This is a genomic window from Neptunomonas japonica JAMM 1380, from assembly GCF_016592555.1.
GTDB lineage: Bacteria > Pseudomonadota > Gammaproteobacteria > Pseudomonadales > Balneatricaceae > Neptunomonas > Neptunomonas japonica_A.
Genome location: NZ_AP014546.1, coordinates 679,835 through 703,764, shown reverse-complemented (window position 1 = coordinate 703,764; position 23,930 = coordinate 679,835). Strand labels below are relative to the sequence as shown.

The following is a 23,930-nucleotide window of genomic DNA, read 5'->3' as shown; positions in this document are numbered from 1 at the left end:
CTGACAACATTTTCGTTATATCTACACTCTTATCACTAGGCGGCTCTACTATTTAAAAACTTAGCCATCCAATGCGCTATCTCTAATGAGTCGGTTGCTGCTTCTGGTTGGCGTAGTGTTGCTAAGCCTTGTTCTGACACGTCAGTGGGAATAACCTCACCTTTGCGCAAATCAATCAATGGATCGCTGTATTCGATCGTAAATTCAGGATGGGCCTGAAAAGTAATGATACGGTCATCATAGATAAGCCCAGCATATTGGCAAAAATCTGAAGCCGAAAACACTGTCGCATTCGCGGGTTTAACAACCACTTGGTCCTGATGCATAGCATTGATAACGTACGAGTTTACATCTGTGGGTAGGAAATCAAACTCACCGGTTAGTCCGTAGCGCTGTAAACCGACACCCCAACCACCTTCATACTTATCTACTTTTCCGTTAAACGCTTCGGCAATAATTTGGTGACCAAAGCAGATACCGACCATTGGTTTGTTTGCTTTATGAATATCAAGAATCAGCTTTTTAAGCTGCTGCATCCATGGCAAGTTCTGATAAACATTAAACTTTGAGCCCGTAATAACCCAGCCATCACACTGCGAGGCACTCTCAGGAAAGTCGCTTTCACGTACATCAAAGACTTCGTATTCAAATGGGCAATCCGCTTTGTTGAACAACTGTACAAACATATCTGCGTAAGAGCCGAATTCACCCAGCAGTTCATCGGGAGTAATACCTGTTGCCAGAATCCCTAATTTCATCATGTTATCCGCCACTACCTTAATACCATTACATAAACTGTTACTTAAATTTTATACATTCTCATTTAAAGCTAATGCAGCACTTATGCGCTTTTGTTAAAAAGCGGCACTAACTCTTTTACATTCTACTCCTGCCCACTTGATAGCTTGGTCTGTCGGCGCATCTGATACATTGCCGCAAGTACACCAACCGCTACAATCGCAATCATAATGGTAGCTAACGCATTTACCTCTGGTGTTACACCTAAACGCACTTTGGAGAAGATCACCATCGGTAGAGTACTGTTACCTGGTCCTGAAACAAAACTCGCGATAACCAGATCATCAAGCGACAGCGTAAATGATAACAGCCAGCCAGAAATCAGCGCCGGTGCTATCAGCGGTAAAGTCACCAAGAAGAACAAGGTAGAAGGCTTAGCGCCCAAGTCCATTGCCGCTTCTTCCAAAGTTTCATCCATTGACGCTAAACGCGATTGCACAATGACTGCCACATAGGCCATACAGAACGTTGTATGGGCAATGATTACCGTTCCAGTACCGCGTCCAGCTGGCCAGCCAAACATCCCTTCCATTGCAACAAACAATAAGAGTAGCGAAAGCCCAGTAATAACTTCCGGCATAATCAAGGGAGCCGTAATCCAACCAGACAAAATCATTTTGCCACGAAAGCGCCCCATTCTAGATAGGACAAAGCCAGCCATCGTACCCAACACTACCGCCAAACTAGCACTGACAAGTGCTATCTTTAAACTAACGAGAGCCGCATCAATAATTTGTTGGTTTTTGAAGAGTTCGCTATACCACTTTAATGACCAGCCCCCCCACACCGTCACGAGCTTTGACTTGTTAAAGCTATATACGATCAATGCAATGATCGGCGCATAAAGAAAAACAAAACCCATGCTTGCGGTAATAGTTAAAAATAATGATCGACGCCTCATGAATGAGCCTCCTCTTTTCCTTGTGCATTACGGATCAACATTACCGGCAATACCAGCACGACCAGCATCACAATGGCCACTGCCGATGCCATCGGCCAATCCCGATTAAGGAAGAACTCATCCCAAAGCACACGACCAATCATTAAGGTATCAGAACCACCCAACAGTGCAGGTATAACAAACTCACCTACCGCAGGTATAAACACCAACATACAACCCGCAATAATACCGGGCACGGCTAAAGGTAGCGTCACCAAAAAGAAGCTCTGATAAGGGCGTGAGCCAAGGTCTTCAGCGGCTTCCAGCAGTGTTAGATCCATTTTTTCTAACGCGGTATACAAGGGTAGAATCATGAATGGCAGGTAGGTATAAACAATGCCAATATAAACAGCAAAATCGGTCTGCAACATAACTAATGGCTGGTCGATAATCCCTGTGGATAACAAGAACTCATTCACGATGCCATTCTTTTTAAGAAAACCCATCCACGCATAAACGCGCAGCAAGAAAGACGTCCAAAATGGCAAGATAACCAAGGATAGCAATACCACACGCATAGAAGGCTTACTGCGAGCGATTAGGTATGCAATAGGAAAGCCGACGATCAATGTAAAGAAGGTCGATATTGACGCTATCTTTACCGAACTTATATAAGCGTCCAGATAGAAAGTATCTTCAAACAGATACAGGTAATTTCCAAAGTTTAGTTTAAAGGTGGCATAAGCCTCTTCTAGATCCCATTCAAGCATCGCCGAGTATGGTGGTACCGCAATCGCAGATTCGGATAGCGATATTTTGAAAACCACCAAAAAAGGAATAAAGAAGAAGATCCCTAACCACAGGCCCGGGACAGCAATAACACTCAAACGCCCCCAGTTGACGCCTCTAAATAAGTTATACCTTGCCATGCCTGTTGCTGACTTATCGATCCAGGCGGATCCTGACGGGATACTCATGAGGTCAAAACCACACTGCTATCCATATCCCATGACAAGTAAACCTGCTCATGCCAGGTAAAACGAGCGCCCATATCTCTTACAAAATTAGGCTGAGTGACACGAACATCTTTGCCATTAGCTAAGCGCACTTTAAAGACAGAAAGACTGCCCATATAGGCAATATCTTCGATAATACCCTGAATACAGTTTTCTGTTTGCTCTGGCCTATTACGGCTAATTTTGATCTTTTCTGGGCGTATTGCCATATGCACGGTTTGGTTTGGAGCACAACTTATACCGTGGTTAACAAATAACTCAACACCCGCTTCTTTAGAGCGGATACGTACGCTATCAGGCAGGTCTTCAACGACCTTACCCTCAAACAAATTGACCGAACCAACAAACTCGGCAACAAAGCGACTATTCGGGTACTCATAAACCACATGCGGTTCAGCAGTTTGTACAATCACACCGTTACTCATTACGCCAATACGCGTCGCCAGCGTCATCGCTTCTTCTTGGTCATGTGTCACGACAACAAAAGTAACACCCAGCTCTTCTTGAATATTGATAAGCTCAAACTGAGTTTCTTCACGTAGCTTTTTATCAAGAGCGCCTAAAGGCTCATCTAAAAGCAACAACTTAGGACGCTTAATTAGAGAGCGCGCTAATGCAACACGCTGGCGCTGGCCACCGGAAAGCTGATTCGGTTTACGCTTACCAAGAGCACTCAATTGCACCATATCTAACATTTGTGCAACACGTTGCTTTACCTCACTACGTGCTACGCCTTCTCGGCGAAGGCCAAATGCCACGTTATCAGCAACACTTAGATGAGGAAATAATGCGTAGGACTGGAACATCATATTAACAGGACGCTTCCATGGCTGAATACCCGCCATATCCACGCCATCAATAAGAATACGGCCACTGGTTGCCGATTCAAACCCGGCCAAGATACGTAATAGTGTACTTTTACCTGATCCTGATCCACCTAAAAGGCAGAACAGTTCGTTTTTATAGATATCCAACGAAATGTTATCAACAGCGGTAAATTCACCAAACATTTTGCTGACGTTTTCAATTTTTAAAAAAGGTTCTGCACCGTCCTGCTTCCACAAAGGAACTTCAGTAGCGTTAGCTACAGTAGACGTAGCTAGTTCATTAAGTTGAGACGACGTCATAACAACCCCTCAGGTATTTATTATTATCAGGGAATCTCTAAATAAACCTGGCAGTTAGATTTTTCCAGGTGCAAACAAAAGGCTTACTTAGAGACTCTTACTTGGAGCAATAAGGGGCAGACCGAACACCCCTTATTACTAATTTATTGCTTTATTAAGCAGAAGTTAGCGCCCCGTTTTAATACCACTCCAAGCGCGCGTTAATAAACGGTCAAATTTAGCCGTATGAGCATTTTGTGTGAAAAGGTTAGCTTTCACTTTATCAGAAGGATAAATACCTGGATTGTTACGTACTTCATCTAGCAATAATGGTTCGGCCGCCGTATTCGCTACCGCGTAATAAACGTAGTTAGAAATACCTGCCGCCGTTTCTGCTTTCAGAACAAAATCAATAAACTTGTGGGCTGCATCTGGATGCGGGGCATCCGCAGGAATGGCTAACAAATCAAACCACACCAAGGTGCCCTCTTTAGGGATGGCATAGCCAATCACATTACCTTGGCCTGCTTCTTCCGCGCGGCTCTGCGCTTGTAAAATATCTCCGTTATAACCTAAGGCGACGCATACTTCACCATTTGCCAAATCAGAAATATATTGGCCTGAATGGAAATATTTATAGCTAGAACGTACAGATTTCACCAATGCTGTTGCTTTCTTAAGATCCGATTTTTTCTCGGAGTTAGGGTCAAGTCCTAAATAGTTTAGTGCAATAGACATAACTTCAGCAGGAGAGTCTAATAAACCGATGCCACAGTCTGCCAACTTAGCAGCGACTTCTGGTTTAAAAATCAGATCTAATGTATCGAGTGGCATTTCACCTAAGCGCTCTTTAACCATCGCTTCGTTAAAGCCCAAACCAATGGTTCCCCATGCATAAGGAACATTATGCTTATTGCCTGCATCATGGCGTGAAATTTTTTCTGCCAGCACCGTATCTAAGTTGGCATAGTTAGTTAGTTTTGAACGATCAACCTCAGCATAAATACCCGCTTGCACATGGCGTTCTAAAAATGAGCCTGTTGGTACAACAAGGTCATAACCGGTGCTACCAGACATCAGCTTAGCTTCTAATACTTCATTAGAATCATAAACGTCATAGTTAACTTTAATACCGGTTTCTTTCTCAAACTGGGTCACCGCTTCAGGATTGATGTAGTCTGACCAGTTATAGATATTAAGCACCTGCTCTTCGGCAACCACAGTATTAGAAAGTGCGAATGTCAGTGCGGCGGCTAAACCAAGTTTTTTAGGACTCATTGAACGTTCTCCATTTCAGGCTAGGCCTGTATTATCCGAATAGGAATTCTCATCCGTATTCAGTTGCAGCTCTTCAAAAAACCTCAACTAGCACAGTATGCATTTTCTCACTACAGACTATTAAGCGTTAATCAAAGTCCTGCATATTGTTATTTTTATCTACTTCCTTAAACCTACGCTAGCTCTGTATGTGGGCTAAATACCCATCGGGGGGTATTTAGCCCAAAGTAGTAGAGGCCAACAATTGGCTATTTACTACAACAATCCTAAGTAAGCCTCATACTCAATATCAGAAATTTGTTCATGCAGTTTTTTCTGTTCTTGGCGCTTTGCAGCCGTGTAAACTCGGATAAACTCTTCTCCCAGATACTCTTTAAGCACATCGCTCTTATTAAAGATCTCTGTGGATTCATCCCACTTATTCGGTAGCACCAACTTATCGTTATTTTCAGCGTTAGCATCACCTTCAATGGGAGCAGGCGGCAATAGCTTGTTTTCGATACCGTAGAGAGCACCCGCCAAAATAGAAGCCAATACTAAATACGGGTTAGCATCAGCCCCAGCTACACGGTGCTCAATACGACGCGCAATAGGAGGGCTTTCAGGTATACGGATGGCAACGGTACGGTTTTCATAGCCCCAGCTCGCATAAGTAGGTGCATGTGCACCCGCCATAAAGCGGCGATATGAGTTCATATGTGGAGCAAAAGTCAGCATGCTATCTGCCATAGTATGCATCAAACCAGCTACTGCATGCTTGAGAACATCAGTACCTTCTTCACCACCGTTATCAAAAACATTATTACCTGCTTCATCTAATAGGCTAAAGTGCACATGCATACCATTACCGCTTTTCTTAGCATACGGCTTCGCCATAAATGTCGCTGCATAACCTTGTTTTCTGGCAATCCCTTTCACAAGACGCTTAAACATAATCGCCTGATCACCGGCCTGCATTGGGTCTGGTACATGATTGAGATTGATCTCAAACTGCCCTGGGCCTAACTCAGAAATAATCGTATCCGCAGGAACGCCTTGAATATCGCAGACTTCACGAACCTCAGTGAAAAATGCAGATAAGCAGTCCATTTCATCAATGGAGTAGCAATCAGTCTCAGATAAACGACGACCATGGCCTTCAATCAGGATAGGTGGACGAGGGCGCTGCGTTTCTTCAGACTTCCCATCCATTAAATAAAACTCTAGTTCTGTGGCAACAACCGGTGTTAACCCCAACGCTTTAAAGCGCTTAACAACACCACTCAACACCTGACGAGGGTCGGCACCAAACGGGGTTCCGTCTGGATTAAACATCATAGCCAAAACCTGATCACGCGGAGACTCAGCCCAAGGCACGGGAACAGAGCCTTCATGAACAGGCATACAAACACCATCACTATCGCCTGTTTCGAAAACTAAACCGTTCTCTAAAACATCATCACCCCAAAAATCAAATCCCAGCACCGAGCGAGGCAACTTTACACCCTCATCCTTTACTTTATGCAAAGCGCTTCCTGGCATGCGCTTGCCACGTAAATTACCGTTTAGGTCTGTAATAAATAGGTCAAACTCATTGTCTTTTTTGGAATTCATATAAGATTCTCACTCGACATCTTTTGTGCACTCGGTTAGCCGAAGCTGATTAAGTACATAGTTTCACATAATCACTTTAAGAAAAATCATACTTTGTGATCACAAAAATAATTTTATGTAATCAAAAATTTAAAACAAGGTCAATTGACACTTTATGAAAAAAATCTTTCACCCTGTTTAGTGATCGCATTAGAATAGAAAAAAACAGCCAGAACCGATACCGATTATGGACAAGAAGTCTCCCATACAAATTACATTAACTGAGCGCGATGACTCTGTAACTATCACCCAGTGGGTATATGAAACGTTAAGAGGCGCCGTAATGAATGGTCAAATTCTTCCTGGGCGTGCGCTCACGATTAGAGAGTTAGCCGCATTACTTGATGTAAGCCCTATGCCTATAAGAGAAGCACTACGCCAACTGGCCGCTGAGAGTGCATTAGAAATACAAGGCAACCGACGCGTTATGGTCCCCACTATGACGGCTATGAAATTCACTGAGTTATGTGAGGCGCGCATTGCCATAGAGTCACATGCAGCAGCCAGAGCATTACCTTATATAGATGCTGCACGCTTAACTGAGTTACACAGTCTAGACCGCTTAATCGACCAAGCCCAAGAAGATGGCAACCTTGAGAAAATAAGCATTCTTAATCAAAATTTTCACCGCTTACTCTACACAGCCAACCCACACCAAGTAACCTTACCACTCATTGAAAGTTTGTGGTTACAACTAGGGCCTTTCATGCGTTTAGCCACCAGCAAACTTGAAGAGCATTATGTAATAGATAGACATAATGAAGCGATGCTCGCCATAGAAAAGCAGGATGCTTTTGCATTACAACTGGCCATCACAGCTGATATTCGCGAAGGCATCGCCTTCGCTAGTACACCTGAATTACTACATCGTTTTATAGAAAAATCCAGAACCGCAGCGCACTAACTTTATCAATGTGCGTAAGCTTCAAGGCGCACTCTCTCTTCTTCATAACTTCTATAAAAGCACACTAACAAAAGCCTTTAAATGATCCTGAAAATATAAAACTGAATGTTTTTTGATTGACTTTTTAATTTTGTGATCACAAAATGAAATCATAATCTGATGACACCATCAGTAGAGACCCCCCATTTAATGATCACAATTGATAACTCAATGTGACAACTTTTCGCTTTCAACTACTCACGAAAGCATTGTGGAGAGAGAGATGCTCACAGATAAAAACAACGGCTCATCAATCACTGCAGATATTCAGTTCCTTGATGCCAGCTACCATTTACACCCTTTCACCAATACAGGCGCTCTTAACAAAAAGGGAGCACGTGTCATCACTAAAGGGGAAGGCGTCTACATTTGGGACAGTGAAGGCAATAAGATTTTAGACGCCATGGCTGGTCTGTGGTGCGTCAATATGGGTTACGGGCGCCAAGAGCTAACAGATGCCGCTACGCAACAGATGACTGAGCTTCCTTTCTACAATACTTTTTTCCAGACAACACATGCCCCTGTTGCTGAATTAGCTAAAGAAATTGCTAGCGTTACTCCCGGTGACCTTAACCATATCTTTTTTGCAAATTCAGGATCGGAAGCAATAGACACCATTATTCGTATGGTGCGCCAGTACTGGGCTATCAAAGGAAAACCGTACAAAAGCATTCTTATTAGCCGTGAAAATGCTTACCACGGCAGCACCGTTGGCGGTACAAGCCTTGGTGGTATGAGCGGTATGCACAAACAGGGCGCGCCACTACTGCCCAATATCGAACGTATTCGCCAACCTTATTGGTATGGTGAAGCGGGTGATATGTCAGAAGAAGAGTTTGGCATTGCCTGTGCTGCTGCGCTGGAAGAAAAAATCTTAGCAGTAGGCCCTGATAATGTGGCTGCCTTTGTTGGTGAACCAATTCAAGGGGCAGGCGGTGTTATCGTACCCCCAGCGAACTACTGGTCAGAGATTCAAAAAATATGCACCAAATACGACGTACTACTGGCAGCTGATGAAGTCATTTGTGGGTTTGGCCGTACGGGTAGCTGGTTTGGTAGCGAAACATTAGGTATTACACCGGACATTATGTCGATGGCTAAGGGACTATCTTCTGGATATTTACCGATTGCAGCCGTAGCTGTGGGCAACCGCATTGCCAACGCGTTCATTGAGCATGACGACGACTTCAACCACGGTTTCACTTACTCAGGCCACCCTGTATCGGCGGCTGTTGCCATTGCCAATATAAAGCTCATGAAACAAGAAAACATTGTTGAGTATGTGGCTAATGACATCGGGCCTTACCTACAGAAAAAACTTCGCGATATGCTGACAGACCACCCTTTAGTGGGTCATATTGAAGGGGTTGGTTTAATCGCAGGTATTGCGTTGGTTAAAAACAAAGAGACCAAAGAGCTTTTCCCAAGCGACTTAGATGTAGGATTGATTTGTCGTGATCACTGCTTTGATAACGGCTTAATTATGCGTGCTGTGGGTAGCCGTATGGTGCTTTCTCCACCACTGGTTATTAGCCATGCAGAAGTCGATGAGCTATGTGAAAAAGCACGTTTATGCTTTGATTTAACACTGAAGTCCGTTAGCGAATAACACATATAAAAAATGGCCAGTAACTATCACCTCTGGCCACTTAGATGTATACACGAACCCAGATAGAGGGAAGCTGCAATGAATCATAAACCCAGCCTGGACAGTACATCAGCCAACTGGCAGAAAGATCTTGCTTACGTTATCGACCATATTCGCTTGCGTAATTTCCCAAAAGCCTTGGCAGAGCTATTAGCAACACAGTGTAATATCAGCACCATTTTAATGGTAACCTACAAGAAGTCTTTTAAACCTATCATTTTACACCCCACTGACCCCGCTGAACAAAGCCCAACACTGCGCACCTATATCAACCAAGCGTATATTCTGGATCCGCTGTTCAATGCCATACAAACTGGTATAAATTCAGGACTGAGCCGCTTAATTGAGATCGCACCCGATTCATTTGAAACCACCGAATATTACCAAACCTGTTATAAAGATTTTGATTTAATTGATGAGATCAACCTGATCATCGAATTGGATAATGACGTCACCTGCGCGATATCCTTAGGCCGAAAATCTAGCATGGGCACTATCACTCGCGCTGAACTAAATCGTCTCAACGAGATATATCCCATCGTTAATTCACTAGTACGCCAGTTCTGGTTATCGCAGTCTCAAGAGTATGTACAGTACGAAAAATCTGAAGGGGCGATGAAACAAGCATTAAACACTTTTGGAAGTGGTGTATTGACACGGCGAGAACAAGAAATTTCCGGGCTAATATTGCAAGGACACTCCTCTAAAGCGATAGCCAGCAAACTAAATATCAGTTTGGGTACAGTTAAAGTTCATCGTAAGAACATTCATACCCGCCTTAACACATCGACTCAATCTGAAATATTCACACTTTTCCTCGTGCACTTGAGCGAGCTGGAAGCGACAACATCTTCATCAGATGCCTCTCTCTCAAACAAGATTGCATTGGCAGGGTGAGTTTTCTCTAATTATTTAAAGCCAAAAAATGTAAATAAGGTTAGCGCATAGAGTGCGCTAACCTTGTTGGTGCAAGCTCCTTATAGACGAATCCATACATTTTTTAGTTCCGTGTATTTTTCCATCGCATGTAATGATTTATCACGCCCATTACCGGATGCTTTCACACCACCAAAAGGGACGGTTGAATCACCTTCGCCCCATGTATTCACCCAGACCATACCGCTGTGAATCTTGCGGCTAACACGATGCGCTCGTGATAAATTAGCCGTCCATACAGAAGCTCCTAAACCATATTTAGAGTCATTCGCTAGCGCGATAGCTTCCTCTTCAGTATCAAATTCACATACCGCTAATACCGGCCCGAAAATCTCCTCCTGTACGAATGTCATGCCATTGTGCGCTTCAGAAACAATGGTCGGTTTAGCATAAAAGCCCTGCCCTTCAACATATTCTGGCACGCCACCCAATAACACCTCTCCTCCTTCTTCTTTAGCAGAACGGATAAAGCGCGCGACTGTTTCTAACTGCGCCCCATCAACCATCGGCCCCATATTGGTAGCAGGATCAAGTGGGTCACTCGGTTGGTAATGACTAGCCGCTTCAACAAGCGCAGCAGTGAACTCTGCTTTGATACTTTTTTGTACATAGATACGTGAGCATGCAATACACACTTCACCTTGGTTTGAGAAGATAGCGGCAGCAGCAGTAGCGGCGGCTTTCTTTACATCGTCACAATCTTCAAAAATCAAATTAGGTGACTTACCGCCGGCTTCCAACCAAACACGCTTAAGGTTGGATTGGCCGGCATATTCCATCAACATACCGGCCACACGTGTTGAGCCGGTAAATGCCAGAACATTAACATCGTGATGCAAGCCTAGTGCTTTGCCCGCTGTATGCCCAAAGCCTGGTAACACATTAAACACCCCATCTGGGATACCTGCCTGCGTTGCTAGTTCAGCTAAACGCAGCGCACTTAACGGTGATTTTTCTGAAGGCTTTAAAATGACACTGTTACCTGCGGCCAATGCTGGCGCAAGCTTCCAAGTAGCCATCATGAGTGGGTAATTCCACGGCGTAATAGCAGCTACAACACCCACCGGTTCATGACTAATCAAGGCCAAGGTATCGTTACCTGTTGGCGCTATTTCACCATAAAGCTTATCGATACACTCTGCTGTCCAACGAATACAATCAATGCTGTCTGGAATATCAATCGCTGTCATTTCAGAGATCGACTTCCCCATATCTAATGTATCTAATAGCGCAAATTCGTCTTTATGCTGCTCAAGCAGATCAGCCAGTTTCAGCAATATTTGTTTACGCTGCTTAGGTGCTAACTCTGACCAAACACCGGAGCGATAAGCCTGTAATGCACTGTCTACCGCTAAATTAACATCCGCTTCATCACAACTTGCGACATCAACCAGCAGCTTCTCTGTTGCCGGATTAATACAGGGAAACGTTTCACCACTCACGGCGGGCTGAAAAGCACCATTAATATAGGCTTGATGGCGCAAAACAACAGATTCGCTCAACGCTTTCCACTGGGTATGGTTTGTCATGATTTACTCTCTCTGCTTAACCGTAGGTATCGCTTATAAGAGCCAGTCTACGAGAACCTTAGCCAGACAATATATACACCTGAGTAGGTAGCCTATATTGCTAGGCGTTGATCATTCATTAGCTACCCACTCAAGGGTATATAAAGCGACCACTTGCATTCAGCAAGATACAGGAATGGTGTCGCCATGCTATATCGCATCGACGCTCTTCTTTGAATATGCACTTTACCGCCTAGCCATAGCAGGCGGTTTTTTTATGCCATTTTATTAGCCGCTAATACGTATAAATATTCCAGTGCTAAGGTTGCTCCAGCCAAAGAAGTGATCTCTGCCTGGTCATAAGCAGGCGCCACCTCAACGACATCCATACCAATGAGATTTAAACCTTGTAAACCGCGGATAACTTTCAATGCGCAATCCATACTAATCCCCGCAACAACCGGCGTACCTGTACCGGGAGCAAAGGCCGGATCTAGCCCATCAATATCAAAACTTACGTAGACTTTTTTATCTCCTACACGTTGTCGAATGCGCTCTAACGTTGTTGCAGGTCCATAATCACCCACCCAAGCAGCATCCAAGACTTCAAACGGATGGTTTTCAACGGTATACGCCGTACGAATCCCTATCTGTAAAGAGTGTTCCGTATCCACTAAGCCTTCTTGTACTGCATGGTGAAAGATGGTGCCGTGGTCATATTTGCTGCCGCCAGAATAAGTATCGGTGTGTGCATCAAAGTGAACCAGCGCAACCGGGCCATATTTTTTAGCGTAAGCACGCAAAATAGGTAGCGTAATAAAATGATCTCCGCCAAAGGTTAACGCGCTCTTTCCTGCCTGCATAATCGCACTGATATGTGCCTCAAGATTATCAACCAATGTCTGTGGTTCGCCATGCTTAAAGATGACATTACCGGCATCTGCCACTGCAAGGTGGTCATCCAAAGCAAACGCCCAAGGCCAACGCGCTCCCTCCCACACTAGGTTAACCGATGCTTGGCGAATGCCTTGCGGCCCAAAGCGTGAGCCCGAGCGCCCCGATGTGGCCATATCAAAAGGCACACCACTGACGATCACCTCTGCACCACACTGTGACAATGTGGTGACTGCAGGAAATTGCATGAACGTCATACCCATAGCACCATATAAGGGCATATCAGCATCAGCTACAGCCGCGCTATTAGCGACGCTTGGACTCGATTTACCATCAACCTCAGACATCTTCTACTCCTCACTATTTATGCGCTAAAACCCACCAGCGTCTAAACAAAACGTGAGAACAGAATACCCCTCAATATATTATTAGTTAAATGCATAGTTATAATATATAAATGCATGTAGTTAATATTTTTCGACGAATCTTTTATGAAGCCCGCTATGAAACCACTGCGCCAGTTTGATCTTAATTTACTGATTATTTTTGAAGCGCTTATAACTGAGTGCCATGTCAGCAAAGCCGCAGAAAAGGTTTTTCTTAGCCAATCAGCCATGAGCCATGCACTCAACCGCTTACGCCAACAACTCGATGATCCGTTATTGATAAGAACGCAGAATGGCTTGCAGCCCACACCCCGAGCATTAGAGATGCTACCCGATGTGCGAGAAGCATTGCAGCTTATCAACCGCACTATCGCCCCCTCTGCTTCATTCGTAGCACATAAGAGCGACCGCACTTTCAGCATTGCCTGCACAGATTATTTTGAGTCAGTGATCTTTCCTGACTTGCTCAAACACCTACAAATTATTGCTCCCAACATCACATTAGAAATAGAGATGATAAGCGAACACGCGTCTTCTACTCGCCTGGAAAACCGGCAGGTCGATATCGTCGTAGGCATGGATACAACACAAAAGATCCCGGCACATTTGATAGTTGAGCAGTGGAGAACAGAAAAATTTGTCTGCTTAGTCGGCAAAGATAACCACTTAGTAAAAGAGTCGTTGTCAGTGGAGCAGTTTGTCTCATTAACACATGTGGTTTTTTCTGACCTTACGGGAGACACCACTAGCGCAATTGATAACTGGCTAAGCAGCCAGCAGTTACCCCGCCACGCTATCGCGCGAACCACCAACTATATGGCGGCAGCCAGAATTGTTTCCAAGACTCCAGCCATCATCACGCTGCCCTCGCAGATGGCAGAACTGTTTTGCCAGATGCTACCCGTGCGTATGGTCACGCCTCCCAGCACAATACCCGGCATAACAATGACGACTGTTCATCACCCGCTATTTAATAATGACCCCGCACTGAAATGGCTGAAAGAACAGATACACCTTTTTAAGGCACCACAAGTGGCCTAACGGCTACCATTCACGCTTAGTTGCTGTGCCATCTCTATACGCTTGGTACCACGCCGCCGAATCAGCCATGACCAAATCATCATCTAACGGTGGATACTCCAAACCTTTTTTGCGGCAAAAATCAGCAATATCCGGGCAACTCCACTCAAAAATCGTATCTTTAAACTCCTGAGGGTCAAGCCGAGACTCATTATACAAACCCGCTTTTAAACGCTGATTCTGCGCCTCAACCATAATAATACCGGCAGCGGTTGATACATTAAGCGAACCCACCATACCCATCATAGGAATAAGAATATGTTGATCGGCCATATCAGCCGCTTCTTGGCTGACGCCCTCTTTCTCTGAGCCCATCAAAATGGCACAAGGAATGGCGTAATCAACGTCACGATAATCTACAGCGCGCTCAGAAAAGTGCGCCGCATACACTTTCATTCCTTTAGATCGGGCTTGTTGAATTGCCTCTTCGCAGGTCTCGTGATGAATCGTTTTTACCCAACGATCGCTACCTTTTGCCGTACCGCTATACCCATAACCTGTTTTGGGTGCAACGCTGTGCACATAGGGAACCCCTACCGCATCACAAGTACGGATCAGCGCCGCTAAGTTTCTGGATTTATGCACCTGATCAGTAATCAGTTGCAGGTCGGGTTGACGGCGCTCAAGGGTCGATATCAATTTTTGTTTACGTTGCGGTGTCATTGTTAAGCTCTGAGTCTTATTCGATGCGCTATTTTAGCGAAAACCAACAGACTAAACTGCATTGCATCACCTGAAAACCGCACTTAGTCCTATATTTATTCACTCTACCTATCATTAACCTTTCAAGATTACTGATACAGAGCATATTAACAGCGCTTGCTAGGCTCTATTATGCGTAGATAAATCAATTTTCATACCGCTGCTAAAGGAAGGTTTACATTGAAACATCCTCTTTCCGTGACTGAAGCCATCGCCCTGATACCCGATGGTTCCACTATAATGATTGGTGGCTTTATGGGCGTGGGTTCCCCACTGAGCTTGATCAAAGAACTGGTCCGCCAAGGTAAAAAATCGCTCTGCGTGATTGCGAATGATACCGCACAAGAAGGCGCCGCCATTGGTCTGTTAATTGATGCCCACTCTGTGAAAAAAGTGATTGTGTCTCACATAGGGACTAACCCAGAAACACAACGACAGATGATCGCCAAAGAGCTTGAGGTAGAACTATCACCTCAAGGCACATTAGCAGAAAGAGTGCGCGCTGGCGGCTACGGATTAGGTGGCATACTGACACCCACCGGCGTAAACACACTGGCCGGTGAAGGGAAGCAACTGGTCGAAGTTGATGGAGAAAAGTTTCTGCTGGAGCGCCCACTAAAAGCAGACTTCGCACTGATTAAAGCCCAACAGTCGGACTACTACGGCAATCTAAAATATCGCCTGACGGCACAAAACTTTAATCCATTAATGGCCATGGCTGCTAAGCATGTCATCGTCGAAGTAGAAGAGATGCTGCCTGTTGGCTGCATTCCGCCAGATGATGTGCACACACCGGGTGTGCTGGTTGATATGATTGTGAAAAGCGAGGCCAAAGCATGAATGCTAAAGAGATTATAGCCCGCCGTATTGCCCAAGAAGTGGCACCGGGGTCGCTGGTTAATTTAGGGATTGGCCTGCCAACAATGGTCGCCCAATATGTTGATAAAGATAACTATGTATTCTTTCAATCGGAGAACGGCGTCATTGGTGTAGGCGGCTTTCCTGAAGGGATGGAAAATCCCTCTTTAACGGATGCTGGCGGCAGTTTCATTGGCGTATTACCGGGCGCTGCAGCATTTGATAGCGCCTTCTCGTTTGGTTTGATTCGTGGCGGGCACCTCGACATGACCATTCTTGGCGGGCTTCAAGTAGATGAGCAAGGCCACTTAGCCAACTGGATTATTCCAGGAAAAATGGTCCCGGGTATGGGTGGCGCAATGGACTTGGTAGCTGGTGCTAAGCGCGTGATTGTCGCCATGACACATACCGCCAAAGGCAACGCAAAGCTTGTTAAATCATTAGCATTTCCAATAACAGCAGAGCGCAGAGTCGATCTAATCGTCACGGAAAAAGCCGTAATTGAGCCTACTGAAGAGGGATTACTACTTAAAGAACTAGGCCCAGGATGCACACTCGATGAGGTGCTCAGCCTAACCGATGCCACATTGATCATTCCTGATGATCTACCCTATATGCAAATCTAAAAAAAGGGAGCCAACAAGGCTCCCTTTTTTATTCATCTCATGCATGAGTGCTTTAGTGGCAGATACTGCCTAGCATTCAATAGCGTTAACCGCCAAGCCTCCACGAGAGGTTTCCTTGTATTTATCTTGCATATCCATGCCGGTATCCCACATGGTTTTGATCACTTTATCCAAAGAGATAAAGTGCTCACCATCACCGCGAAGCGCCATCTGCGTTGCGTTAATAGACTTCATTGCACCAATAGCGTTGCGTTCGATACAAGGAACTTGAACCAAGCCACCCACAGGGTCACAGGTCAAACCTAAATTATGCTCCAAACCTATTTCAGCCGCATTCTCTACCTGTTCAGGTGTGCCACCGAGTACTTCACACAAACCCGCTGCAGCCATCGCACAAGCAGAACCCACTTCACCTTGGCAGCCAACTTCAGCACCCGAGATAGACGCATTTTTCTTGCACAACGCACCAATCGCCGCAGCCGCTAGCATAAAGTCAACAATACACTTCTCAGTAGGCTTATCCGTAAACTCCGTGTAATACATCAATACTGCCGGGATAATGCCTGCTGCACCATTCGTAGGCGCTGTTACCATGCGCCCACCCGCCGCGTTTTCTTCATTGACTGCTAACGCGTAAAGGTTAATCCAGTCCATTGCTCCCATTGTTGTACTGATAACATTAGGCTTGGTCGAACGAATCAAAGATTTATGTAAGCTCATTGCGCGGCGCTTAACATTTAGCCCGCCCGGCAAGACCCCCTCTTTATGCAGGCCGTTAGCAATGCACTCTTTCATCACAGCCCAGATATCCATTAGGCCATCACGAATCTCCTGTTCAGTGCGCCAGACTTTCTCGTTTTCCATCATCAACTGACTAATCGATAGGTTGTTTGCTTTACATAGCTCCAGCAACTCAACCCCGTTATGAAACTCATACGGCAACGCGACCTGCGGCACGACATGCGCATCGGCGGTTGCTTCGCTTTCATCAATAACAAAGCCCCCACCAATCGAATAGTAGGTGTTGCTATAAAACGTTTGGCCTTGCGCTCCAAACGCTGAGACTCGCATCGCATTAGGATGGTAAGGGAGGTTTTCTTCAAGAAGCAGCATATCCCGTTTCCAAATAAACTCTATTGGAAATTTATTGAGTAAGCGCAGCGTATCGCTATCCTTTACAGAGGCCACTTCTTGCAAAATAATATCAGGGTTAACGGTATCTGGGCGCTCGCCTAACAAACCTATAATGACCGAGTTATCAGTACCATGCCCTATGCCAGTCGCACTTAATGAGCCAAACAGATCAACCTGTATGCGCGTCACATCAGACGCTAAGCTTTTCTGCTCAAGATAATCTGCAAACTTAGCGGCCGCCAACATCGGGCCTACGGTATGTGAACTGGATGGGCCTACGCCTACTTTAAAGAGATCGAAAACGCTAATAGACATGATGCCTCCGCACTAAGTACGTAAATTATTATTCTGATAGACAAGAGATTATGTGCTCACTCAAGAATGGCGTATGCCAATTTGCGACCTGTACGTTTCTTAAAGCGTTAAAAGGCTCATAAAACAAGATTTTTTACATATCTCTACTGATCAAATGGTAAAGATTCGACAGTAAGCGAAGACACGAAGGTGATGTGATATTTATATAAGTTTTTTGATGGCCACTTTCGACCTCTAGCAGACATTAGTACTCACAGCGCTTACTGCGTCCGCTATATTGCTTTGTTATTTTTTTGATCTCGAACAGAATATCGCTTCATAGATAGTGACGGTTTTTCTATAACGTTCCATGATAGAAGTGCAACAATAGTAGTTAACATTAGCATTATGAGCATATTTATGGGGGGTGAAAAAACCGATAAATGGATAAGAATATTAACAAAAATCATGTGATATATATAAATGCCATAAGAAACATCATGACCTTTTAGAATAGCCCCAAATTTACCTACATTACTATACGCCATAGAGATTATAAGGAGTGATAGAATCACTGTAGAAATAGGATTTAAACTATTTCCTTGATAACTAAGACCTAACACCCAAGATACACAGACCGATGCTAAGTATAATATCAATAATATCGGGGCTTTATGGGCCAAATATTTCTCTACAAATGGTAAGTTTCTTTGTAGTAATACACCTAATAGAAAAATATATAAATATGGCAATACAGTTACTCCGAACAGCTTAATCAACACCCCTCCATCCGCAGAGCGGAAAGCGAAATACGACTGATTAACTATTACAAGTAAGAATATTAATATGGGCAATAATAGCTTACTCCAGCTCGAACTTCTTATCAGTACGTACAGTACAGGCAATATGAGGTAAAACTGTATTTCAACAGGAATTGTCCATAAACTGCCATTAAGGACACCTACACCATACTCTCGCATAAATTCTGGGTTATAAAACTGACCAATTGTAAGCTGTGCTAATCCCCACTTACCCATTTCAATAGCGCTAAATTGAGGGGAGTACACTATAAACAAGCTCAACAGAGAAAAAATAAAACAACCCCATAACGCAGGGTATATCCTTAGAAACCTATTTTCAAAATAGGAAAGCAACGAGGAGCTTCTTTCCCATGAAGCAGAAATCAAAAAACCGCTAATTACGAAAAATATTGTAACTCCCGGAAACATTGATAGAACGGCTATGAAGGACTCACCATGCTCGACACCAAAGTGCTCATACCCATGAACGATTGCAACCTGAAATGCGGCTAGCAACCGTATGAAATCGAAGTTATTTTTCTTAAAAAAAACTCTTTCAAAATTATTCCTATTTAAGTTACAAGCCCAACAAGATAGTGACCAATATAAAGGGTCTGAGCGTAAAGACAGCCTGAGCCTGTAGGGCGATTTTTAGACATTTGTAAGTAAAAAGCCAAAATTGCAATACGCCAAAACCAAGGAAGCTACACAAAGCAAAAAACTAACGCTTTGGAGCTTTGAAAATCGGTTGCCTTTAGCGGCGAGGCAACATAAGAATAAGCCAATAAAAGAAGCTCAAATAGCTAGAGATAGTACTAAACATATAGCCCCCCTCCCCAAACTCGAAGCCTTCAGTTTGAAAAACTTTCTGCGGTGGAGAGTCATTAATTAATTCTACATGAAGAACTAACTTGCTCGCTAAAGAAAAATTTAAACCATCATGGTTTGGGAAGGCTAATAACGCAGCGACTATGCAAACAAAAGCAATTATTCCAAGTAAAACGGATATGAATGCTACTTTTGATAGCACTTTATCTCTTGGATACCTAATATTTCAGACTGCCTATGCGCGTTTTGATCGTTTAAACTGGCACGGCATCTTACCTGCGATTTTCCTTACCTATTTGATAATGCAAGACTTTCTATCAAGATACCAGAACAAACCGTACACAAAAGAAAAGCCATTAGTAACAAAACACGCACGTAATCTGAGAACATGGAAATATACTCTATAAAAATTCATAAAACCTGACCTCTGCAACGGATAGCTAATTCATCCTGCCCTGTTTCTTAAATAGCTAAGAGCACGATGTTTAATGCTGTAAAATATTGTAAATACAATGTAAACATCTCTTGCTGTAGTAGCAGTCAATGAACTAGATTAATGGGTGGGCTGCTTGTAACTTAGCAACCTAAAGATAATAAAAACAATAAAATGGCTTCGCCTATTAGGATCTAAAATAGTATGAATACTGATATCCGCATCCTTGTAGTTGATGATGAAGCAGTGACTCGAGAATGCCTTGTAAGCTACTTCAAGGAAGAAGGTTATAACGTATTTAGTGCAGAGACAGCCGAACAAGCAGAAGCGGTACTCAGCAGTAGATCCATTGATGTAGTTCTCCTAGACATACGCTTACCCGGTAAAGATGGCTTAACACTAACACGAGAGCTTCGAGTGCATTCTGAGGTAGGCATTATTTTAGTAACCGGGCGACAAGATGAAGTTGATCGTTTAATTGGTCTAGAGTGCGGTGCCGACGAATATGTCACTAAACCGTTTAACCCTCGTGAGATTTTAGCGCGCACTAAAAACCTCGTTCGCCGTGTACGACATTGCCATAGCCATAAGCCTACAGACGCCCTACCACACACGTTTAAAACCTTCGAACGTTGGAAACTAAACCTCGATAGACGTCAATTAATTGATGAGAATCAGATAGAGATACAACTAACCGAAGGTGAGTTCCAGTTATTGAATGTGTTGATGCTGAACTCTGGAAAAGTAATGAGTAGAGAGCTTATTCTAGACCAGATCCGCAATCGCGAGTGGGTACCTTCAGATCGAACCGTCGATGTTCTCATTGGCCGCTTACGGCGTAAGCTCTATGATGACCCCGCTAACCCAAAAACAATCTTAACCGTTCATGGCGCCGGGTACTTATTTACTCCTAAACCCGCCGATTTACCATGAAATTTAACGTTGGACGACGATTAATCCCTCCGGTTTTATGCATTCTTATACTCTTTACCACTCCAACAGTTTCTGCACAAACACTCAAAGCCTGCGGGCATCCGTTCTACCCTCCGGTATCTTGGATAGGCAATGGGCAACTAACCGGGCTCGCTCCAGCCATTACAAAAAAAATATTTACTGAGCTTGGTTATAACATTCAACTTATAACGGATTACAACTGGAAGCGCTGCCTTTTAGAAGTACAGCTGGGTAATGCAGATATTGTGGTTGCCGCTTACAAAATCCCAAGCAGAAAGACCTTCTTAAATTTCACCGAATCTCCTTTAATCGCCGACCCTATCGCTCTATTTATCAACCGACAAACTCCCATCAAAGTACAACAGATGAGTGACCTTAAGGGCAAAAGAGTCGGATTGTTATTAGGTGATAGCTTCGGTGAGAAATTCGACCACTTTCTGCAAAACAGCAATGATATAGAGTATGTCTCTCGTAATAGCCAAAACTTTGCAAAACTCGCCCTTAAGCGAATCGACTATATGCCAATTGGTATATTAAGCGGCGAGTTACAAAGTAAAAAATTGGGTTTTGATGATCAAGTCATAGCATTAGATTACAGAATCAGTACTGAATATTATTTTCTAGCTGTGAGGAAAAGTAGCGCACTAGAAAAACACCTTCCTTACCTCAACCGCAGGCTTAAAGAACTCACACAAGACGGAACAATAAACCAACTTACACAGGTTTACAGCCAGCAATACATTCATCCAACAGCCCCTCTTTCACCAAGATCCCTGACACATAAGGCTAGCAAATAATGAAGCCCTTCAAAGATTTGCTCCCCAACCTCAGTCGGTACTCAAAAGAACACCCTTTGGGCTACAAGGTGATGCTCTATGTATGTAGCTGTAGCTTTCTGTTTATTCTACTTTCTACAGCACTACAGCTAACACTGGATTACCGCCGTGAATTTAAAGCGATTGATCAACAAGTTGAACTCATTCGTAGTAGTTACCTTGCCAGCCTAGCCAAAAGCTTATGGGATATTGATCAAGCTCAAATTGAATTACAGTTAAAAGGGATTGAAAACCTGCCAGATGTTGCCTTTATCTCACTAGATAATATCGACAGCGATAATATTCATTTACCTACCAAAAATACCAATAAGAATATCCAACAGATACTAAGCCATCAATTTGAGCTCGTATATTTGCATAATAAACAACAACGATCACTAGGCACTTTAGCAGTAAGTTTTGATTTAAAAGCCGTGTATGCGCGTATTTGGAAAAGAGGCTTTGGTATTCTCTTAAACCAAACACTTCTCGTTCTGTTAATTGTTTTAGTAATCATAGTAATTTTCCAGCGGCAAATAACACGACACTTAGAGGCGATGGCCAATTACAGTCGTGAAATTGGCTCAGGGCAATTAGAAAATAGCCTGCAGCTAAATCGCACCCCTCCCAAAAACAGCGATGAGCTAGACCAACTTGTTAACGCTTTAAATGAGATGCGCTTGTCTATCCGCAAAGAGATTAGCCGCAGAGAACAAGAGCAGGAGGAACTACGTTACAACAGAGACCAACTCCAAGGGATGGTAGAACGGCGCACCGAAAGTTTACAAAAAGCCAAAGAGGCGGCTGAAGAAGCAAGCCATGCCAAGTCTCGATTTTTATCTACCATGAGCCATGAAATTCGTACACCGATGAACGGCATGATGGGGATGATACAGCTTCTCAAAAGCAGTGAACTCAATAAGGAACAACACAGTCATATCAGTGTTTTACATGATGCGACCAACGCCCTTTTGGAAACCTTTAACAACGTTTTAGAATATGGTCGTCTTATTGAAGGTGCCTATAGTGTTAGCCCTACACGCTTTTCATTACACAACTTACTTCACAACTTAACGGCATTACTAAGCCCAGAAGCGAACCGTAAACAACTAACTCTACACTTAGACGTCGCTGAAAATATAGGTGATTATTTTCTATCAGAAGAAAGTAGCTTGCGCCAAATTTTAACAAACCTACTCGCCAACGCTATTAAATTCACCGATCAGGGCAGTGTAGAACTGCGCGTTTCATGCTTGCAGTGTACCCCAGAATCTCAAACACTACGCTTTAGCATATCGGACTCCGGAATAGGTATAGCCCCCAATTTGCAGGAGCATATATTTGACCGATTTACACAAGCGGACGAAACAATTACTCGGCGCTTTGGAGGTACAGGGCTAGGGCTCGCCATCTGTAAAGAACTAGCAGAACACTTAGGGGGTTACGTTGGGCTTGAAAGCAAACCAGGCCAGGGCAGTACTTTTTGGTTAGAACTCACTCTGCAATGCACACATGCAAAAGAGCTGAAAACAAACAATGATAACGGTGTTATTCGCCCCTCTAGGGCTCAGAAAATCCTTCTTGTCGAAGATGTTGAAATTAACCAACAGGTTGTTTTAGGGTTACTCGCTGAGCACAATGTCACTATTGCCGACGACGGGGTTAAAGCCTTAACCATGGGTAGAGAGCAAGCATTTGACCTCATTCTTATGGACATGCACTTACCGGGGCTTAGCGGTTTGGAAGTCAGTAGACGCTTAAATCATGACCCTGACTGCATCAATTATAAAACACGGATTATTGCACTCACAGCCAGTGTTAGACCCGAAGATATCCACAGTTACCTTGAAGCAGGTATCTGTAGCGTGATAGCCAAACCTGTTGATAAAGAACAACTTTTACAAGCCATTACAGGCTACCAGCCCAGTGATGAATACCACACTATTAGCTCAAACAGTAACGATACCGACAAACCAATACTGGACAGCGCAGTAGTAAGTGTTCACCAACAAATGCTTGGTGCGGATAAACTGGCAACACTCATGAAAGGTTTTTGCAAAGTCCTTAATGAAACGTGGCCAGCATTGCAGCAAAGTATTTTTGCACAAGATCATTACGAGTGTAGCCAGCAAGCCCATAAACTAGCAGGCGCATGCGATACCATGGGCTTTAGCCGGGCTAGCCAGCTTCTAAGATCGTTAGAAGAAACTGCAGATCAAGGAGAGGAAATCAGCTCTGAATTTATACACGAACTACAAGGTATCATTAAAAGCACACTGACACTTGCACAAGAATGGAAGTGATTTACTTATTAAGCCCCATACTCCGCCTCATTCACCTTCTCTTAAGCACAAAAAGCCCTATAAAAGTTACCTCTTATA

At 43.9% G+C, this 23,930-nt stretch carries 20 protein-coding genes; 9 read left to right on the top strand and 11 right to left on the bottom strand.

The features are described from left to right. Positions 1–35: 35 nt before the first annotated feature. From NEJAP_RS03190 to NEJAP_RS03165, 6 genes are all read right to left on the bottom strand, one after another. Complete coding sequence (locus NEJAP_RS03190) at positions 36–761, bottom strand: glutamine amidotransferase-related protein (RefSeq protein ID WP_329610927.1); 726 nt, start codon at positions 759–761, stop codon at positions 36–38. A 122-nt stretch (positions 762–883) separates the two neighbouring features. Next, positions 884–1,699 (bottom strand): ABC transporter permease subunit, encoded by an 816-nt coding sequence (locus tag NEJAP_RS03185; protein WP_201349263.1) that lies wholly within the window; start codon positions 1,697–1,699, stop codon positions 884–886. Further along, a complete protein-coding gene (locus NEJAP_RS03180; RefSeq protein WP_201349262.1) occupies positions 1,696–2,655 on the bottom strand; it encodes an ABC transporter permease subunit in 960 nt (319 codons plus the stop codon). Before NEJAP_RS03180 ends, NEJAP_RS03185 begins: the two co-directional genes overlap by 4 nt. After that, the gene (locus NEJAP_RS03175) at positions 2,652–3,821 is read right to left on the bottom strand and encodes an ABC transporter ATP-binding protein (RefSeq protein ID WP_201349261.1); all 1,170 of its coding nucleotides are present in this window, start codon (positions 3,819–3,821) and stop codon (positions 2,652–2,654) included. The genes NEJAP_RS03180 and NEJAP_RS03175 overlap by 4 nt, the downstream gene beginning before the upstream one ends. A 165-nt stretch (positions 3,822–3,986) precedes the next feature. Beyond that, positions 3,987–5,078, bottom strand: a complete 1,092-nt coding sequence (locus NEJAP_RS03170; protein ID WP_201349260.1) for a polyamine ABC transporter substrate-binding protein — start codon at positions 5,076–5,078, stop codon at positions 3,987–3,989. Between the two features lie 255 nt (positions 5,079–5,333). Beyond that, positions 5,334–6,671, bottom strand: coding sequence for a glutamine synthetase family protein (locus NEJAP_RS03165; RefSeq protein ID WP_201349259.1), 1,338 nt, complete (start codon positions 6,669–6,671; stop codon positions 5,334–5,336). A gap of 226 nt (positions 6,672–6,897) precedes the next feature. On the opposite strand from NEJAP_RS03165, the gene NEJAP_RS03160 reads away from it, so the two are divergent. The 3 genes from NEJAP_RS03160 (at position 6,898) to NEJAP_RS03150 (ending at position 10,198) form a co-directional block, all read left to right on the top strand. Continuing rightward, positions 6,898–7,614: a GntR family transcriptional regulator gene (locus NEJAP_RS03160; protein WP_201349258.1), complete on the top strand. Its 717-nt coding sequence runs from the start codon at positions 6,898–6,900 to the stop codon at positions 7,612–7,614. Positions 7,615–7,876: 262 nt separating this feature from the next. Beyond that, entirely contained in the window at positions 7,877–9,262 is a 1,386-nt protein-coding gene (locus NEJAP_RS03155; RefSeq protein ID WP_201349257.1) for an aspartate aminotransferase family protein, read from the top strand. A 78-nt stretch (positions 9,263–9,340) separates the two neighbouring features. Beyond that, complete coding sequence (locus NEJAP_RS03150; RefSeq protein ID WP_201349256.1) at positions 9,341–10,198, top strand: helix-turn-helix domain-containing protein; 858 nt, start codon at positions 9,341–9,343, stop codon at positions 10,196–10,198. An 80-nt stretch (positions 10,199–10,278) separates the two neighbouring features. Here NEJAP_RS03150 and NEJAP_RS03145 read toward each other — a convergent pair whose 3' ends face one another. Together NEJAP_RS03145 and speB are read right to left on the bottom strand one after the other, a co-directional pair. Next, positions 10,279–11,766 carry an aldehyde dehydrogenase gene (locus NEJAP_RS03145; RefSeq protein ID WP_201349255.1) on the bottom strand — a complete coding sequence of 496 codons (1,488 nt, stop codon included), beginning with the start codon at positions 11,764–11,766 and terminating at the stop codon, positions 10,279–10,281. Between the two features lie 254 nt (positions 11,767–12,020). Further along, positions 12,021–12,986, bottom strand: a complete 966-nt coding sequence (gene speB / locus NEJAP_RS03140) for an agmatinase (RefSeq protein WP_236591046.1) — start codon at positions 12,984–12,986, stop codon at positions 12,021–12,023. Positions 12,987–13,142: 156 nt separating this feature from the next. Here speB and NEJAP_RS03135 point away from each other — a divergent pair, with 156 nt between their 5' ends. After that, positions 13,143–14,066: a LysR family transcriptional regulator gene (locus NEJAP_RS03135; RefSeq protein ID WP_201349254.1), complete on the top strand. Its 924-nt coding sequence runs from the start codon at positions 13,143–13,145 to the stop codon at positions 14,064–14,066. A 3-nt stretch (positions 14,067–14,069) separates the two neighbouring features. Here the strand turns inward: NEJAP_RS03135 and trmH are convergent, their stop codons facing one another. After that, a complete protein-coding gene (gene trmH / locus NEJAP_RS03130; protein ID WP_201349253.1) occupies positions 14,070–14,768 on the bottom strand; it encodes a tRNA (guanosine(18)-2'-O)-methyltransferase TrmH in 699 nt (232 codons plus the stop codon). Between the two features lie 219 nt (positions 14,769–14,987). Here trmH and NEJAP_RS03125 point away from each other — a divergent pair, with 219 nt between their 5' ends. Together NEJAP_RS03125 and NEJAP_RS03120 are read left to right on the top strand one after the other, a co-directional pair. After that, positions 14,988–15,647: a CoA transferase subunit A gene (locus NEJAP_RS03125; protein ID WP_236591045.1), complete on the top strand. Its 660-nt coding sequence runs from the start codon at positions 14,988–14,990 to the stop codon at positions 15,645–15,647. Further along, positions 15,644–16,291 (top strand): 3-oxoacid CoA-transferase subunit B, encoded by a 648-nt coding sequence (locus NEJAP_RS03120; RefSeq protein WP_201349252.1) that lies wholly within the window; start codon positions 15,644–15,646, stop codon positions 16,289–16,291. The genes NEJAP_RS03125 and NEJAP_RS03120 overlap by 4 nt, the downstream gene beginning before the upstream one ends. Before the next feature lie 69 nt (positions 16,292–16,360). Here NEJAP_RS03120 and NEJAP_RS03115 read toward each other — a convergent pair whose 3' ends face one another. Further along, entirely contained in the window at positions 16,361–17,740 is a 1,380-nt protein-coding gene (locus NEJAP_RS03115) for an L-serine ammonia-lyase (protein WP_201349251.1), read from the bottom strand. Between the two features lie 272 nt (positions 17,741–18,012). Then, positions 18,013–19,041 (bottom strand): acyltransferase family protein, encoded by a 1,029-nt coding sequence (locus NEJAP_RS03110; RefSeq protein ID WP_268927847.1) that lies wholly within the window; start codon positions 19,039–19,041, stop codon positions 18,013–18,015. 943 nt (positions 19,042–19,984) lie between these two features. Between NEJAP_RS03110 and NEJAP_RS03105 the strand changes: the two genes are divergently transcribed. From NEJAP_RS03105 to NEJAP_RS03095, 3 genes are read left to right on the top strand one after another with little or no spacing between them, the layout of a single operon-like run. Then, positions 19,985–20,713, top strand: a complete 729-nt coding sequence (locus NEJAP_RS03105) for a response regulator (RefSeq protein WP_201349249.1) — start codon at positions 19,985–19,987, stop codon at positions 20,711–20,713. Further along, a complete protein-coding gene (locus tag NEJAP_RS03100; RefSeq protein WP_201349248.1) occupies positions 20,710–21,531 on the top strand; it encodes a substrate-binding periplasmic protein in 822 nt (273 codons plus the stop codon). Before NEJAP_RS03105 ends, NEJAP_RS03100 begins: the two co-directional genes overlap by 4 nt. After that, on the top strand, positions 21,531–23,852 hold the full coding sequence (locus NEJAP_RS03095; RefSeq protein WP_236591044.1) for an ATP-binding protein: 2,322 nt from the start codon (positions 21,531–21,533) through the stop codon (positions 23,850–23,852). Before NEJAP_RS03100 ends, NEJAP_RS03095 begins: the two co-directional genes overlap by 1 nt. The last annotated feature ends 78 nt before the right edge of the window (positions 23,853–23,930 follow it).